Origin of the sequence: Bacillus sp. FSL K6-1003, from assembly GCF_037964945.1 — a bacterium.
GTDB lineage: Bacteria > Bacillota > Bacilli > Bacillales > Bacillaceae > Bacillus > Bacillus mojavensis.
Genome location: NZ_CP150176.1, coordinates 1,903,421 through 1,917,208 on the forward strand (window position 1 = coordinate 1,903,421; position 13,788 = coordinate 1,917,208).

At 40.8% G+C, this 13,788-nt stretch carries 22 protein-coding genes; 15 read left to right on the plus strand and 7 right to left on the minus strand.

Features of this window, described 5'->3' with window-relative positions:
* Window positions 1–12: 12 nt before the first annotated feature.
* The 4 genes from NSU16_RS09580 (at window position 13) to NSU16_RS09595 (ending at window position 3,327) form a co-directional block, all read left to right on the plus strand.
* Entirely contained in the window at window positions 13–246 is a 234-nt protein-coding gene (locus NSU16_RS09580; RefSeq protein ID WP_029441406.1) for a DUF896 domain-containing protein, read from the plus strand.
* 174 nt (window positions 247–420) lie between these two features.
* Window positions 421–2,424, plus strand: coding sequence for a transketolase (tkt, locus tag NSU16_RS09585; RefSeq protein ID WP_326227083.1), 2,004 nt, complete (start codon window positions 421–423; stop codon window positions 2,422–2,424).
* 152 nt (window positions 2,425–2,576) lie between these two features.
* Window positions 2,577–3,023 (plus strand): sporulation inhibitor of replication protein SirA, encoded by a 447-nt coding sequence (gene sirA / locus NSU16_RS09590; protein WP_029441408.1) that lies wholly within the window; start codon window positions 2,577–2,579, stop codon window positions 3,021–3,023.
* Window positions 3,024–3,108: 85 nt separating this feature from the next.
* Window positions 3,109–3,327: a YneF family protein gene (locus NSU16_RS09595; protein ID WP_003221221.1), complete on the plus strand. Its 219-nt coding sequence runs from the start codon at window positions 3,109–3,111 to the stop codon at window positions 3,325–3,327.
* Window positions 3,328–3,400: 73 nt separating this feature from the next.
* On the opposite strand, the gene ynzD is transcribed toward NSU16_RS09595, so the two are convergent.
* Window positions 3,401–3,574 (minus strand): aspartyl-phosphate phosphatase YnzD, encoded by a 174-nt coding sequence (ynzD, locus tag NSU16_RS09600; RefSeq protein WP_024121579.1) that lies wholly within the window; start codon window positions 3,572–3,574, stop codon window positions 3,401–3,403.
* A 220-nt stretch (window positions 3,575–3,794) separates the two neighbouring features.
* Between ynzD and NSU16_RS09605 the strand changes: the two genes are divergently transcribed.
* The 3 genes from NSU16_RS09605 to NSU16_RS09615 all read left to right on the plus strand — a co-directional run bounded on the left by NSU16_RS09605 (window position 3,795) and on the right by NSU16_RS09615 (window position 5,525).
* Window positions 3,795–4,502: a cytochrome c biogenesis protein CcdA gene (locus NSU16_RS09605; protein WP_268447453.1), complete on the plus strand. Its 708-nt coding sequence runs from the start codon at window positions 3,795–3,797 to the stop codon at window positions 4,500–4,502.
* Between the two features lie 89 nt (window positions 4,503–4,591).
* Window positions 4,592–4,954, plus strand: a complete 363-nt coding sequence (locus NSU16_RS09610) for a response regulator (protein WP_010334411.1) — start codon at window positions 4,592–4,594, stop codon at window positions 4,952–4,954.
* A 79-nt stretch (window positions 4,955–5,033) separates the two neighbouring features.
* Window positions 5,034–5,525, plus strand: coding sequence for a CcdC family protein (locus NSU16_RS09615; RefSeq protein WP_081720869.1), 492 nt, complete (start codon window positions 5,034–5,036; stop codon window positions 5,523–5,525).
* Between the two features lie 30 nt (window positions 5,526–5,555).
* Here NSU16_RS09615 and NSU16_RS09620 read toward each other — a convergent pair whose 3' ends face one another.
* From NSU16_RS09620 to sspO, 4 genes are all read right to left on the minus strand, one after another.
* Window positions 5,556–5,984 (minus strand): DUF2621 domain-containing protein, encoded by a 429-nt coding sequence (locus NSU16_RS09620; RefSeq protein WP_229147453.1) that lies wholly within the window; start codon window positions 5,982–5,984, stop codon window positions 5,556–5,558.
* A gap of 230 nt (window positions 5,985–6,214) precedes the next feature.
* Complete coding sequence (cotM, locus tag NSU16_RS09625; protein ID WP_168749439.1) at window positions 6,215–6,607, minus strand: outer spore coat protein CotM; 393 nt, start codon at window positions 6,605–6,607, stop codon at window positions 6,215–6,217.
* Between the two features lie 78 nt (window positions 6,608–6,685).
* Entirely contained in the window at window positions 6,686–6,832 is a 147-nt protein-coding gene (locus NSU16_RS09630) for a small acid-soluble spore protein P (protein ID WP_003221237.1), read from the minus strand.
* 31 nt (window positions 6,833–6,863) lie between these two features.
* Window positions 6,864–7,010 (minus strand): acid-soluble spore protein SspO, encoded by a 147-nt coding sequence (gene sspO, locus NSU16_RS09635; RefSeq protein WP_003244839.1) that lies wholly within the window; start codon window positions 7,008–7,010, stop codon window positions 6,864–6,866.
* A 226-nt stretch (window positions 7,011–7,236) separates the two neighbouring features.
* On the opposite strand from sspO, the gene acnA reads away from it, so the two are divergent.
* The 7 genes from acnA to NSU16_RS09670 all read left to right on the plus strand — a co-directional run bounded on the left by acnA (window position 7,237) and on the right by NSU16_RS09670 (window position 12,061).
* Window positions 7,237–9,966: an aconitate hydratase AcnA gene (gene acnA, locus NSU16_RS09640; RefSeq protein WP_168747947.1), complete on the plus strand. Its 2,730-nt coding sequence runs from the start codon at window positions 7,237–7,239 to the stop codon at window positions 9,964–9,966.
* A 73-nt stretch (window positions 9,967–10,039) separates the two neighbouring features.
* Window positions 10,040–10,549, plus strand: a complete 510-nt coding sequence (locus NSU16_RS09645; RefSeq protein ID WP_268506095.1) for a redoxin domain-containing protein — start codon at window positions 10,040–10,042, stop codon at window positions 10,547–10,549.
* Between the two features lie 78 nt (window positions 10,550–10,627).
* A complete protein-coding gene (locus NSU16_RS09650) occupies window positions 10,628–10,753 on the plus strand; it encodes an FbpB family small basic protein (RefSeq protein ID WP_003244964.1) in 126 nt (41 codons plus the stop codon).
* 64 nt (window positions 10,754–10,817) lie between these two features.
* Window positions 10,818–10,964, plus strand: coding sequence for an acid-soluble spore protein N (locus NSU16_RS09655; RefSeq protein ID WP_010334417.1), 147 nt, complete (start codon window positions 10,818–10,820; stop codon window positions 10,962–10,964).
* Between the two features lie 33 nt (window positions 10,965–10,997).
* Window positions 10,998–11,249 (plus strand): small acid-soluble spore protein Tlp, encoded by a 252-nt coding sequence (tlp, locus tag NSU16_RS09660; protein ID WP_024121587.1) that lies wholly within the window; start codon window positions 10,998–11,000, stop codon window positions 11,247–11,249.
* A gap of 80 nt (window positions 11,250–11,329) precedes the next feature.
* On the plus strand, window positions 11,330–11,758 hold the full coding sequence (locus NSU16_RS09665; protein ID WP_168747949.1) for a YbgC/FadM family acyl-CoA thioesterase: 429 nt from the start codon (window positions 11,330–11,332) through the stop codon (window positions 11,756–11,758).
* A gap of 3 nt (window positions 11,759–11,761) precedes the next feature.
* Window positions 11,762–12,061, plus strand: coding sequence for a hypothetical protein (locus tag NSU16_RS09670; RefSeq protein WP_339192563.1), 300 nt, complete (start codon window positions 11,762–11,764; stop codon window positions 12,059–12,061).
* Window positions 12,062–12,093: 32 nt separating this feature from the next.
* On the opposite strand, the gene NSU16_RS09675 is transcribed toward NSU16_RS09670, so the two are convergent.
* Both NSU16_RS09675 and plsY read right to left on the minus strand, forming a co-directional pair.
* Window positions 12,094–12,381 carry a HesB/YadR/YfhF family protein gene (locus NSU16_RS09675; protein WP_029441412.1) on the minus strand — a complete coding sequence of 96 codons (288 nt, stop codon included), beginning with the start codon at window positions 12,379–12,381 and terminating at the stop codon, window positions 12,094–12,096.
* 93 nt (window positions 12,382–12,474) lie between these two features.
* Window positions 12,475–13,056, minus strand: a complete 582-nt coding sequence (plsY, locus tag NSU16_RS09680; protein ID WP_010334422.1) for a glycerol-3-phosphate 1-O-acyltransferase PlsY — start codon at window positions 13,054–13,056, stop codon at window positions 12,475–12,477.
* Between the two features lie 168 nt (window positions 13,057–13,224).
* Here plsY and NSU16_RS09685 point away from each other — a divergent pair, with 168 nt between their 5' ends.
* Window positions 13,225–13,632, plus strand: coding sequence for a CoA-binding protein (locus NSU16_RS09685; RefSeq protein ID WP_268447457.1), 408 nt, complete (start codon window positions 13,225–13,227; stop codon window positions 13,630–13,632).
* Window positions 13,633–13,788: the final 156 nt, after the last annotated feature.

Here is a 13,788-nt window from a genome sequence, read left to right on the forward strand (position 1 = left end):
AAGGAGTTTATCATGATTTCAAATGAAAAAATTGCCAGAATCAATGAACTTGCCGCAAAAGCTAAAGCTGGCGTTATCACAGAAGAAGAAAAAGCCGAGCAGCAAAAGCTCCGTCAAGAATACCTAAAAGGATTTCGTTCTTCTATGAAAAACACATTAAAAAGTGTAAAAATCATTGATCCTGAAGGCAATGACGTAACACCTGAAAAGTTAAAAAGAGAAAAAAAAAATAACAGACTCCATTAATATAAGAGGAATACGGCAATATCGTATTCCTCTTTTGTATATACTACAAACAGCAGGGCTTTCTTCAGGTGACAAAATTCATCAAGTTTCTCTCAAATTTAAGCTGAAACAGTTGAGAAAAAGTCGTCAGACATTTATGATGAAAGGGTACAACATATAAGGAAGGGGATTTTTATGGATACAATTGAAAAGAAATCAGTTGCTACCATTCGCACACTATCAATAGACGCTATTGAAAAAGCAAACTCTGGTCACCCTGGAATGCCTATGGGGGCAGCGCCAATGGCATATACGCTATGGACAAAATTTATGAATGTAAATCCGGCAAACCCTGGGTGGTTTAACCGCGACCGTTTTGTTTTATCTGCGGGACACGGTTCAGCACTTTTATACAGCATGCTTCATTTAAGCGGGTATGATCTCAGTATTGAAGATCTTAAGGGATTCCGTCAGTGGGGCAGCAAAACACCGGGACATCCGGAATTCGGACATACAGCCGGTGTTGATGCAACAACAGGGCCGCTTGGACAAGGAATCGCAATGGCGGTCGGAATGGCTATTGCAGAACGCCATTTAGCCGAAACTTACAACCGCGATTCATTCAATGTAGTCGATCATTATACATACAGCATTTGCGGTGACGGTGATTTAATGGAAGGTATTTCTTCTGAAGCCGCTTCACTAGCAGGCCATCTTCAGCTTGGCCGTCTCATCGTATTATACGATTCAAATGACATCTCATTGGATGGAGATCTGGATCGTTCATTCTCTGAAAACGTAAAACAGCGTTTTGAGGCGATGAACTGGGAAGTTCTTTACGTTGAGGATGGAAACAATATTGAAGAATTATCTGCCGCAATTGAAAAAGCACGCCAAAACGACAAGAAACCTACATTAATTGAAGTGAAAACAACAATTGGTTTCGGTTCCCCTAACCGTGCCGGCACTTCCGGTGTTCACGGTGCTCCGCTTGGCAAAGAAGAAAGTAAATTAACAAAAGAAGCTTATGCATGGACGTATGAAGAAGATTTCTACGTTCCGTCAGAAGTATATGAGCATTTCGCAAAAACAGTAAAAGAATCCGGCGAGAAAAAGGAACAGGAATGGAATGACCAATTCGCTAAATATAAAGAAATTTATCCGGAACTCGCTCAACAGCTTGAACTGGCTATCAAAGGAGAACTTCCGAAAGACTGGGATCAAGAGGTGCCTGTTTATGAAAAAGGAAGCAGTCTGGCATCCCGTGCCTCTTCAGGTGAGGTTCTAAACGGTCTTGCGAATAAAATTCCGTTCTTTGTTGGCGGTTCTGCAGACTTAGCAGGATCAAACAAAACGACGATTAAAAATTCCGGTGATTATACAGCGCTTGATTACTCAGGCAAAAATTTCTGGTTTGGTGTTCGTGAATTTGCTATGGGTGCAGCTTTAAACGGTATGGCGCTTCATGGCGGACTTCGTGTATTCGGCGGAACATTCTTTGTCTTCTCTGATTACTTGCGTCCGGCGATTCGCCTTGCAGCATTAATGGGTCTTCCTGTGACATATGTCTTTACTCACGACAGTATCGCGGTCGGTGAAGATGGACCGACTCACGAGCCGGTTGAGCAGCTTGCTTCTTTACGCGCAATGCCTAACCTTTCTTTAATCCGCCCTGCAGACGGTAATGAGACAGCAGCGGCATGGAAGCTTGCGGTACAGAGCACAGATCAGCCAACGGCACTCGTATTGACACGCCAAAACCTTCCTACAATCGACCAAACAGCTGAAGAGGCATTGGCTGGGGTAGAAAAGGGTGCTTATGTTGTTTCTAAGTCTAAAAACGAAACACCGGACGCTCTTCTTATCGCAACGGGCTCAGAGGTTGGTCTGGCAATTGAAGCACAGGCTGAATTGGCGAAAGAAAATATTGATGTTTCTGTCGTCAGCATGCCTTCAGTAGATCGTTTTGAGAAACAATCTGATGAATACAAAAACTCCGTGCTTCCGTCAGATGTGAGAAAACGTCTTGCGATTGAAATGGGCGCATCATTTGGCTGGGGTAAATACACAGGGCTTGAAGGAGATGTGCTCGGCATTGACAAATTCGGTGCCTCCGCTCCTGGCGAAACGATCATCAATGAATACGGCTTCTCAGTTGCAAACGTTGTGGATCGAGTTAAAGCATTAATCAATAAATAAGGTTTTCAAAGGGGATGAGTCAAATCATCCTCTTTTTCTTGTTTATCCGACAAAAATAGTATTGGCTGATTAACAGTAATAGACAATTCTTTCTTCTCTTCTTTTGTATAATAGAATGCAAATGAAATGCTGCTGGAAAAGGGGATGAGAAGATGGAACGTCACTACTATACGTACCTGATCAAAGAGGAATTTGCCAATCACTATTTCGGGCGGGAATCGGTTATGTTTGAGCTGTTTCAAGACTATCATTGGACAAGCCTGACGAGGCAGCAGTATGAAATGACAGAGAAACAAATTCAATATATTACGAAACCTATTCCGATTTTACATATGCATCAGCGGTTAAAAATGAATTTGAATAATACAAACTATACACAGCTGGATTATATTTATAGATTATCTCTGCCAAAAGCAAAGGGACAAGCGTCTTTTATGATGAGGGAACACATGATTGAAATTGTAGCTAACGGAGATTACGAGGCGGAAACGATATTTTTTGAAGTTCTTCGCAAAGTAAGCCCTTGCTTTCTCGCAATGGATTTCAATACGAAGCGGTATGGGTGGTTAAATCCGGTGAAAGAAAGAAATTTTGTCTAAAACCGAAGAAAAAGAGATGTAAATGTTGTATAATAGCTTTTGGTTTAGTACACTTTAAACTAGACAACATGAAGGAGGAAATAAAATGACTTTATGGGTTGGCATCCTAGTGGGCGTTGTTGCACTGCTCATAGGTGTTGCACTCGGGTTTTTTATTGCTCGTAAATATATGATGAGCTACCTTAAAAAGAATCCGCCTATTAATGAACAAATGTTACGCATGATGATGATGCAAATGGGAATGAAACCTTCTCAAAAGAAAATCAATCAAATGATGAAAGCCATGAATAATCAAACGAAATAATACGTAAAGATTATGATATAGAGAAACATGGTTATAAAATAAAAAACCCTTTATCGGGTTTTTTATTTTGCAATCATTCATCACCCGCTACTGCTCGAAGGCGCTGCTTTTGATATTGTATGAGAAGATGGTCAAGCTCCTGACTGAGTTCTATCGTAATATGAGATGTCATTCCGTTCGCCATGACAATTTGCAGCAGCTCTGCTCTTTTTTTTTCAATTTCATTTAATAGATGCTCTCTAATCACAGGGATGTATCCTTTCATACATTAGATCTTCAAAAGTGAATGTTTATATTATATCCATATTTATACTAATTTTCAAATGAGAAGGAGTACAATGTCTCAATGTCAAATTAAATTATATAAGTTTTTTTTGAAAATAGAAATCCTTCGAGTGAAAGTGTTAAAAAAATGAAATGATTTTGTCATAACTTGAAGGAATGTCAAATTATGAAGGGATGATGACATGGGAGATGTGAATTATCTTCTGACATTCGGGGCGGGATTTTTATCATTTATTTCGCCTTGCTGCCTGCCGCTGTATCCGGCTTTCCTGTCATATATTACAGGAGTGAGCATGGATGATGTGAAAACAGAGAAACTGCTGCTGCAAAAAAGAAGCTTGGCTCATACGCTGTTTTTTTTGCTGGGGTTTTCAGTGATTTTTATTGCTTTAGGATATGGTACATCTTTTATTGGAACCTTGTTTAGGGATTATCATGATGCTATTCGGCAAGTGGGCGCTTTGCTCATTATTCTGTTCGGTTTTATCACGCTTGGCGTGTTTCGTCCTGAGGTTATCATGAAAGAGCGCAGAGTCCATTTTAAGCATAAGCCAGGGGGGTTTTTCGGTTCAATTTTAATCGGTATGGCTTTTGCGGCCGGCTGGACGCCTTGCACAGGCCCTATTTTGGGGGCTGTTATCACATTAGCAGGTACGAATCCTGGCTCAGCGGTACCGTATATGATGCTATATGTTCTCGGATTTGCCGTTCCGTTTGTATTATTGTCGTTCTTCATTACGAAGCTGAAGTGGATCAGGAAGAATCAGCTTTTGATCATGAAAGCGGGCGGCGTACTTATGATTGTAATTGGGATCCTGCTATTTTTTAACTGGATGAACTTGATCATTATTTTGCTGTCGGATCTTTTTGGTGGTTTTACAGGTTTCTGAATGTTAAATTACTTTTGCACTACTACTAATCCTTTTGTTTTTGGTACAATAAGACTATTACCTGAGGAATTCGATTTTTGGAGGGGAATATGACAAGAGTTTTAGTTGTAGACGACGCCAAGTTCATGAGAGTAAAAATCAGAGAGATCTTGGAAGAGGCAAATTACATAATAGCAGGCGAGGCGGCGGACGGCGAACAAGCGGCTGACCTGTATAAAAAACTTCGGCCGGACTTAGTGACGATGGATATTACGATGCCGGTGAAAAACGGCATTAAGGCGCTTCGAGAGATCATATCCTTTGACCCTAAAGCAAAGATAATCATGTGTACCGCAATGCGCCAGCAAAGAATTGTTACGGAAGCCATTGAACTTGGGGCAAAAGATTTTATTGTCAAACCGTTTGAGGAGTCCAAAGTATTAGAAGCTGTGAATCGCGTTATGGGAAATTGAAAGTCATTTCTTTTCAAAATGGTTTTTTTTATTGTTTTGGAGTATAGTATATAGTGTCAACACTCCGAGAAACAAAGGAATGATAAGTATGATGATAATAGTTTCATCAATTGTTGCTGTTTTAATGGCTGCAGCTGTGATGGTGGTCAGAATTAAGTCTTCCGATAAACCTGTTTCAGCGAAAAAAATCATTCTTCCGCCGATTTTTATGAGTACGGGGGCGTTAATGTTTTTATTTCCGGTTTTTTGGGTAACGGGTGAAGAGTTTTTAGAAGCGATCACTTTAGGCGTGATTTTCTCTATTTTTCTTATAAAAACTTCAAAGTTTGAAATTAAAAATAATGAAATTTACATGAAACGGTCTAAGGCATTTGTCTTTATATTAATCGGCCTTTTGGTGATCAGAATTGTAATGAAATCAATTTTAAGCACATCGGTTGATTACGGCGCACTGAGCGGTATGTTTTGGATTCTGGCTTTCGGTATGATTGTGCCGTGGAGAATTGCCATGTATCTGTCATATCGAAAACTTCAAAGCGAGCTGCAGTCAGCAGACATTCAAATGAATTAAAAAACCTTTCCTCTTCGCGGGAAAGGTTTTTTATTTAAGAAGGGCCTGATAAGGTTCAATATCGATATTCTTGTCTCTTAGATGCTTCTTTAAAAAGGTATGATCTCTTTTCGGAGTAGCCAGAATATAACCTTTGATAATAAGCCGCTGATCAATCGCTGCTACGTTTTCTTTTAATGCCAGCTCTCCGATTTTTCCGGCAATTTTTGCTCTCGCTATATCTCTGAACAGCTCTGGAACAGGTGTAACCAATTCATCGAGAAATTGTTTGTTTTCATTGCTCCATAGATGTCTGCTGTTTTCAATATAGTAATCCTGCCAATCCAGTTCAGATTTGCCGTCCTCTTTTGGTAAACGTTTTAAAAACTTTCGGAACATAAAAAAACCGCCGATTGATAACAAGACAATCATCGTGATCACCCAAAACAGAATAAACCACAAAAACCAGCCTTCCAGCATCAATCATTCCCCCTTATACTAACCATATTGTATATGAAGAAAGAATAGAAGAACAACGTTAAAAAAAATAGAAAAAAATGATAGACGTCTAGTCAAAAGAGATGATAGATCATATTCTATTGTATAGTGAATCTGCTATTTGGCCATGGGAGAGTCACTAGAGGGTATTTGACGATAAATGGACGGAGAAAAGTCACTTTCATAATAGGGGATGAAAGTGACTTTTGATTTTAGCTGAGAGGAAATTGAAGAGAAAAAGAAGAGCCTTCATTCATCTCTTTATTGACAGCAACTGTGAGAATTTGATTTTCGCATTCAGTCTCAATCGACTTGTCATTCAAATAAAAAGGAAGCATCATTTGTTTTTCAAGAGTCTGTTCCGAGGATTTAACCGTTAGGATGAACTCACATCCGGACAAGGTAATTGTTATTTGTGTTGGCTGTAAAGACGATAGGTCTGCTTCAATAATATATTGCTGACTTGTTTCATATAGATCAATAGGTAATGTTTCGTCGTACCAGGCGAACGGATCTTCAAAAAATTGCCGAAGCCATTCCTCCATACCATCGAAATCATTAGCATCGTTTCGTTTTGAATGGGTCATGGAAGCATTCCTCCATATATCAACCTTGCTTTAGCTTATGCAGTTGGTCAGAAATGGGTGAACGCATAAAAAAACAGACACTAAGGTCTGCTTTTACTACATATCATGGCTTGAATTGTGCTTTTGTCTTGTGTGATTTCTGTTTTTTACTTTCTTGCTTCCGCTAAGAGGTTCCGGCTGACCCGGATTGTGTCCTTTAGGGGCGTTTTTATGCATATCTTTACTTGTATTTTTATTGGTCATAAAATGAGAACCTCCTTAAAAGAGTTCAACGTTATTGATTGGTTTTTCTTTTTTTGTTATTTTGGCGTTCTGCTTCAGTCAGTACAAGCTGATCGTTTTCTATATAGCCGGCGCCTTTGCCTTGGCTTTTCGCGTCATTCATCCCATTTATTACGTGATTTGCTTTTCTTTTGACCATCATTATCACCTCAATCATAATATGGCTTCTTTTAATGAGGAATATGAGAGAGCGCAAACAGTAAAATTTCCCGCTTTTTCGCCTGATAAGCCGATCTTATTGTATTTAATAAAAACATTGATATTTACTTATGTATGATTTTGTTTTAATATGAAATTGTGAGAAAATTGTGATGGAATGTAACGTTCATCTGAGAATGAACTGATCTGAAGGGGGATTTTGGAGAATGGCAAACGAGCAAAAAACTGTAGCACAAGACGTTTTCCAAGCGAGAAAAACGTTTACTACAAATGGGAAAACCTATCATTACTACTCTTTGAAAGCATTGGAAGATCTGGGGATCGGAAAGGTATCGAAGCTTCCTTACTCCATCAAAGTTCTTTTAGAGTCTGTACTGCGTCAAGTTGACGGATTCGTCATCAAAAAAGAACACGTGGAGAATTTGGCAAAATGGGGAACTGCCGAGTTAAAGGAAATCGATGTTCCGTTTAAACCATCTCGCGTTATTTTACAAGATTTCACTGGGGTACCGGCAGTAGTTGACCTTGCTTCATTACGTAAAGCAATGGCAGCTGTCGGCGGAGATCCTGACAAAATCAACCCTGAGATTCCTGTTGATCTTGTCATCGACCACTCTGTACAAGTTGATAAAGCGGGCACAGAAGATGCTTTGGCTATTAATATGGACTTGGAATTTGAAAGAAATGCAGAGCGTTACAAATTTTTAAGCTGGGCAAAGAAAGCGTTTAATAACTACCAGGCAGTACCGCCAGCAACAGGTATCGTTCACCAGGTAAACCTTGAGTTCTTGGCAAGCGTTGTCCACGCAGTCGAAGAAGACGGAGAACTGATTACGTATCCTGATACGCTGGTAGGAACCGACTCGCATACAACAATGATTAACGGAATCGGTGTTCTCGGCTGGGGTGTCGGCGGAATTGAAGCGGAAGCCGGAATGCTCGGGCAGCCTTCTTATTTCCCTGTTCCTGAGGTTATCGGCGCGAAACTTGTCGGAAAGCTTCCGAACGGAACAACAGCCACTGACTTGGCGTTAAAAGTGACACAAGTACTGCGTGAAAAAGGCGTAGTCGGCAAATTTGTTGAGTTCTTCGGACCGGGAGTTGCTGAACTGCCGCTAGCAGACCGTGCGACAATCGCCAACATGGCTCCGGAATACGGTGCTACATGCGGATTTTTCCCTGTAGATGAAGAAGCTCTTAATTATCTGCGTCTGACAGGCCGCGATGCTGAACATATTGATGTAGTAGAAGCATACTGCAGAAGCAACGGCTTGTTCTACACTCCTGACGTAGAAGACCCGCAATTTACTGATGTCGTTGAAATTGATTTGTCTAAAATTGAAGCCAACCTTTCGGGTCCAAAACGCCCTCAGGATTTGATACCGCTTTCTAATATGCAGGAAACGTTTAAAAAGCACTTAGTCAGCCCTGCGGGTAACCAAGGATTTGGATTAAACGCCGAAGAGGAAGACAAAGAAATTAAATTTAAATTGCTTAACGGCGAAGAAACAGTCATGAAAACAGGTGCAATCGCTATTGCTGCGATTACAAGCTGTACGAATACATCTAACCCATACGTCTTAATCGGTGCCGGCCTTGTGGCGAAAAAAGCGGTTGAATTAGGTCTCAAAGTGCCTAATTACGTGAAAACATCACTTGCACCGGGCTCTAAGGTTGTTACAGGTTATCTTGTGAATTCAGGCCTTCTTCCATACATGAAGGAGCTTGGTTTTAACCTCGTTGGATACGGATGTACGACATGTATCGGAAACTCAGGTCCGCTTTCACCGGAAATTGAAGAAGCAGTTGCGAAAAATGACCTGTTGATTACGTCTGTTCTTTCTGGAAACCGTAACTTTGAAGGACGTATTCATCCGCTTGTGAAAGGTAACTACCTTGCTTCTCCGCCGCTTGTAGTAGCTTATGCGTTGGCTGGAACAGTGAACATTAACCTGAAGACGGATCCGATCGGTGTCGGCAAAGACGGACAAAAAGTGTACTTTAACGATATTTGGCCGTCAATGGACGAAATTAATTCACTTGTTAAACAAACCGTTACACCGGAGCTCTTCCGCAAGGAGTACGAAACAGTATTCGATGACAACAAGCGCTGGAATGAGATTGAGACAACAGACGAAGCGCTTTACAAATGGGATAATGAGTCAACCTATATCCAAAACCCACCTTTCTTCGAGGAAATGTCAGTTGAACCAGGCAAGGTTGAACCTTTAAAAGGTCTTCGTGTAGTCGGTAAATTCGGCGATTCAGTCACAACCGACCATATCTCTCCTGCAGGGGCAATCGGAAAAGATACACCTGCCGGAAAATACTTGCAATCAAAAGGTGTGTCACCTCGTGACTTTAACTCTTACGGTTCACGCCGCGGAAACCATGAGGTTATGATGAGAGGAACTTTTGCAAACATCCGCATCAAAAACCAGATCGCGCCGGGAACAGAAGGCGGATATACAACGTATTGGCCGACTGGTGAAGTGACTTCAATCTATGATGCCTGCATGAGATATAAAGAAGATAAAACAGGCCTTGCTATCTTAGCTGGAAAAGATTATGGTATGGGTTCTTCCCGTGACTGGGCTGCAAAAGGAACAAACCTGCTCGGCATTAGAACTGTAATTGCTGAGAGCTTTGAAAGAATCCACAGAAGTAATCTGGTATTCATGGGTGTGCTCCCGCTACAATTTAAACAAGGTGAAAATGCGGATACACTCGGCTTAAGCGGTAAAGAAGCGATCGAGGTGGATGTTGATGAAAGCGTACGCCCTCGTGATATCGTTACAGTAAGAGCAATTGATGAAGACGGAAATGTAAAAACATTTGAAGCACTTGTGCGCTTCGATAGTGAAGTTGAAATTGATTATTACCGCCATGGCGGAATTCTGCAAATGGTTCTTCGCGAAAAAATGAAGCAATCATGACGTATGAAGAAGAGAAGGCGCCCTGCTTTCTCTTCTTTTTATGAGATAAGATAGCTCCGGGGGTGGATGACATATGCTGAAAAAATGGGTCGCAGGAATCCTGTTGATTGGGCTTGCCGGATACATGTGCTGGAACATCTATCAGCAATTTAGCAAAAAAGAAATAGGCATTGAAGAGGGACAGCAAGCGCCTGACTTTACTTTGAAAACGCTATCAGGAGAGAGCAGCTCCTTATCAGATGTCAGAGGCAAAAAAGTTCTGCTTAACTTCTGGGCAACTTGGTGTAAACCGTGCCGACAGGAAATGCCGGCGATGGAGGAACTGCAAAAGGAGCACTCAGATTTAGCGGTTATTGCAGTTAATTTCACTTCAGCTGAGAAAAGCGAAAAACAGGTGCAAGCCTTTGCAGATACGTATCATTTAACCTTCCCCATTTTCATTGATAAAAAAGGTATTAATGCAGACTATAATGTGTTTTCATACCCAACTACCTATATTTTAGATGAAAAAGGCGTGATACAAGACATACATATCGGGACCATGACAAAAAAAGAGATGAAAGAAAAACTGGATATTCATTAGATTCAGTTTTTTTTGTGCGAACATGCTTACAAATTTTCAGAATTGGAAAAAATAAAAGAATACGCGGAGGTGAGAAGAGTGAAGAAGATGAGAAAACGTTCTTTTCATGAGCTCGTCATGGAAAACAAAAAAGAGCTGATGACGAATACGGAATATTTAAATCAGCTTGAGGAAAAACTTGAACAGAGATTCAAGCAAAAATAACCTTTAATTTGTATTCATGTTTACCCCTCCTTTTGAGAATCCTATTTGTTGAGGAGGGATAAACATGGGAAACAACAAGAAAAACGGTCAGCCTCAATATGCTCCGAGCCACTTGGGTACAAAGCCTGTTAAATATAAACGCAATAAAGGGGAAAAAATGCACGATACTTCTGGTCAGCAGCCAGTTATCATGCAGACGAAAGGCGAGTAGCCGGATTGATTTTATTCAAGGAGGTTCATCCCAATGACAAAAAACCAAAATCAATATCAGCAGCCTAATCCTGACGACCGTTCTGACAACGTAGAGAAACTGCAGGATATGGTCCAAAATACGATCGAAAATATAGAAGAAGCAGAAGAATCAATGGAGTTTGCTTCAGGAGAAGATAAGCAGCGCATCAAAGAAAAAAACGCGAGACGGGAAGAGAGCATCGAAGCGTTTCGCAATGAAATTCAAGACGAATCCGAAGCGAGAGAAAACGGATACCGTTCCTAAAAACCAGGGAAACCTGGTTTTTTTCTTTCTGATTTGGATGTGGTAAAATGGGGCTAAACTGATTAAGGGAGCAGAGTATCTTGCATGTATCAAAAACAGAAATAGAAGTGCGTTACGCTGAAACAGATCAAATGGGGATCGTGTATCATGCGAATTATCTTGTTTGGATGGAGGTCGGAAGGACGGCACTCATTAAAGACTTAGGCTTTTTGTACAGTGATATGGAAAAGAAAGGCGTTCTTTCCCCAGTCGTTGATATCAATATTTCCTACAAAAAACCCCTTCATTATGGGGAAACTGCGGTAGTGCACACATGGATTGAGGAATACAACGGCTTTAAAACCATATATGGCTACCACATATATAATCCGGCCGGTGAGCTTTCTATTGAAGCGAAATCATCTCATATTTGTGTGGATAAAGAAAGTTTTAAACCGATTCAGTTTCGTAAGGCTTTCCCCGATTGGCACGCAGCATATGAAAAGGCCAAAAAACTGGGAAGTGAATGACAGATGGCATTTGGCGTGAAACGGGAGGAAGTTAACCGCTGGAAGAAGGCAGTCAAAAGAGGGGAAATCGCATTTTTAACACATTATTGGCTGGATGACCGTTTCCCGGGATCTAAAACCGTGACAAAAGCAGGCTGTGCAGATATTGATAAGCTGGTTCAATGGGGTGCGGCGTACGGTTTGAAGGAAGAATGGATACATAAAAAAAGCGAATTTCCCCACTTTGATCTTTTGGGCGAGACGCAAAAATATATCTTAGAACAAGAAAACCTGACCGATCATCTTACACGTTTTCATTTATAAAAAAAGAACGCATATGAAATGCGTTCTTTTTCTTATTGATATTCAAATACAGGCTCATCAGCAGACTCTGAATAGCTGACGAGAAGATCATGGTTGTCAAAGTACCAAAGATCACTTTCTTCAATAAAGAAGGTGATGCCTCCGACTTCTGCCGTGACTCCTGCCTCTTGAGGAGCATCTTTTGTCACTCCTAGAGAAAAACCTTTTTGAACGTTGCTGCAGCCGCCATAGCGGACAAAAAAACGTACTTGGTCTCCGTTTTGTAAATCAAGCTCTTCTTTATACCAGTTCAGCGCGTCTTCGTTAACTGTCATATTCATAACAGGACCCCCTTTTCCCTTTGTTATCATTTGATTTTCTCTATTATAAACGTATTAGGCTACCTCGTGTCAAAATAGAAGTTTTTCAAACATTTATAACCATTTGACTTTAGGTTCTGTTTTATTGATAATTCGTTTGATGTTCGCCCGGTGCCGGTAGATTACAAAAACAGTGAGCAGCGTGACGACAATCAATAAATACTTATCATGTACAAAGAGGCTATATATGACAGTATATATCCCTGTTAACATTGATGACAGAGAAACAAATTTAGTCAAGTATAAAAAGATGAAAAAGACCGCAACCATTGTAATGAATAACAGAGGAGCATAAAACAGCAAAACGCCTCCCGAAGTTGCCACGGCTTTGCCGCCTTTAAATTTGGCGAAGACAGGAAACACATGGCCAAGAACCGCTATGACTCCCGCAAGGAGCGGATGAATATCAACATGCATGAGGTAAGGCAATGCAGCTGCCAGTGTCCCTTTCAAAATATCTCCGGCTATGACAATCGAACCAGCTTTTACGCCCAGTGTACGGAACGCGTTGGTAGCGCCCAAGTTTCCGCTGCCATGCTCCCGAATATCAATCCCCTTGGCAAGCTTACCTACGATTAAGCCAGATGGAATACTGCCTATCAAGTAGGCCAAAATAATCAATAAAGCAATTAACATCTGCATTTCTCCTTTTTCAATGTCCCTAATTTCTATTTTAACATGAGATGTCATGATCTGATGATAAGTTTTTTTGTAAAGTTTGCTTACAAATCTAATCATTCATACATCATGTTTTGCGTTCTTCCTTATCGGTCTTGTAGAATAAACAAAAAGGAGTGGTCTATCATGCAAAACCCATCCAAAGCGGAAATCAAAGAAATTCTTGATGGAAGTAAGAGAATAGCAGTTGTCGGGCTTTCAGATCGTCCCGAAAGAACATCGTATATGGTATCAAAAGCGATGCAGGATGCGGGATACGAAATCATACCGGTAAATCCGACGATCGAAGAGGCGCTTGGTGTAAAAGCCGTATCATCGTTACAAGAAATTGACGGTCCGATTGACATCGTAAATGTATTCAGACGTTCAGAACAGCTTCCTGATGTTGCTAAAGAGTTTCTGGAGACAGATGCCCCGGTATTTTGGGCGCAGCAAGGCCTGGTAAACGAAGAGGCTTATCAGATGCTGAAGGAAGAAGGCAGAACGGTCATCATGGATCTGTGCATAAAAGTGGCACACGCTGTAACAAAATAGATGCAGAGCTGCAAAAATCCTTGTGAATTCAAGGATTTTTGCTTTTTTATGTAAAGATATTGTTTGCGAATTACTGTGAAACAGATACAATAAAGCTTGAACAGCTTTTTTGAATGCCTTGCTAAGCTGGGTTCCGGCCGTACGATTTGCGAAGGT

Bases quoted from the DNA above. Each gene is read 5' to 3' on its own strand.
- NSU16_RS09580 (WP_029441406.1), top strand. From the start codon at position 13: ATGATTTCAAATGAAAAAATTGCCAGAATCAATGAACTTGCCGCAAAA.
- tkt (WP_326227083.1), top strand. From the start codon at position 421: ATGGATACAATTGAAAAGAAATCAGTTGCTACCATTCGCACACTATCA.
- sirA (WP_029441408.1), top strand. From the start codon at position 2,577: ATGGAACGTCACTACTATACGTACCTGATCAAAGAGGAATTTGCCAAT.
- NSU16_RS09595 (WP_003221221.1), top strand. From the start codon at position 3,109: ATGACTTTATGGGTTGGCATCCTAGTGGGCGTTGTTGCACTGCTCATA.
- NSU16_RS09605 (WP_268447453.1), top strand. From the start codon at position 3,795: ATGGGAGATGTGAATTATCTTCTGACATTCGGGGCGGGATTTTTATCA.
- NSU16_RS09610 (WP_010334411.1), top strand. From the start codon at position 4,592: ATGACAAGAGTTTTAGTTGTAGACGACGCCAAGTTCATGAGAGTAAAA.
- NSU16_RS09615 (WP_081720869.1), top strand. From the start codon at position 5,034: ATGATAAGTATGATGATAATAGTTTCATCAATTGTTGCTGTTTTAATG.
- NSU16_RS09620 (WP_229147453.1), bottom strand. From the start codon at position 5,984: ATGCTGGAAGGCTGGTTTTTGTGGTTTATTCTGTTTTGGGTGATCACG.
- NSU16_RS09630 (WP_003221237.1), bottom strand. From the start codon at position 6,832: ATGACCAATAAAAATACAAGTAAAGATATGCATAAAAACGCCCCTAAA.
- sspO (WP_003244839.1), bottom strand. From the start codon at position 7,010: ATGGTCAAAAGAAAAGCAAATCACGTAATAAATGGGATGAATGACGCG.
- acnA (WP_168747947.1), top strand. From the start codon at position 7,237: ATGGCAAACGAGCAAAAAACTGTAGCACAAGACGTTTTCCAAGCGAGA.
- NSU16_RS09645 (WP_268506095.1), top strand. From the start codon at position 10,040: ATGCTGAAAAAATGGGTCGCAGGAATCCTGTTGATTGGGCTTGCCGGA.
- NSU16_RS09655 (WP_010334417.1), top strand. From the start codon at position 10,818: ATGGGAAACAACAAGAAAAACGGTCAGCCTCAATATGCTCCGAGCCAC.
- tlp (WP_024121587.1), top strand. From the start codon at position 10,998: ATGACAAAAAACCAAAATCAATATCAGCAGCCTAATCCTGACGACCGT.
- NSU16_RS09670 (WP_339192563.1), top strand. From the start codon at position 11,762: ATGGCATTTGGCGTGAAACGGGAGGAAGTTAACCGCTGGAAGAAGGCA.
- NSU16_RS09675 (WP_029441412.1), bottom strand. From the start codon at position 12,381: ATGAATATGACAGTTAACGAAGACGCGCTGAACTGGTATAAAGAAGAG.
- plsY (WP_010334422.1), bottom strand. From the start codon at position 13,056: ATGTTAATTGCTTTATTGATTATTTTGGCCTACTTGATAGGCAGTATT.
- NSU16_RS09685 (WP_268447457.1), top strand. From the start codon at position 13,225: ATGCAAAACCCATCCAAAGCGGAAATCAAAGAAATTCTTGATGGAAGT.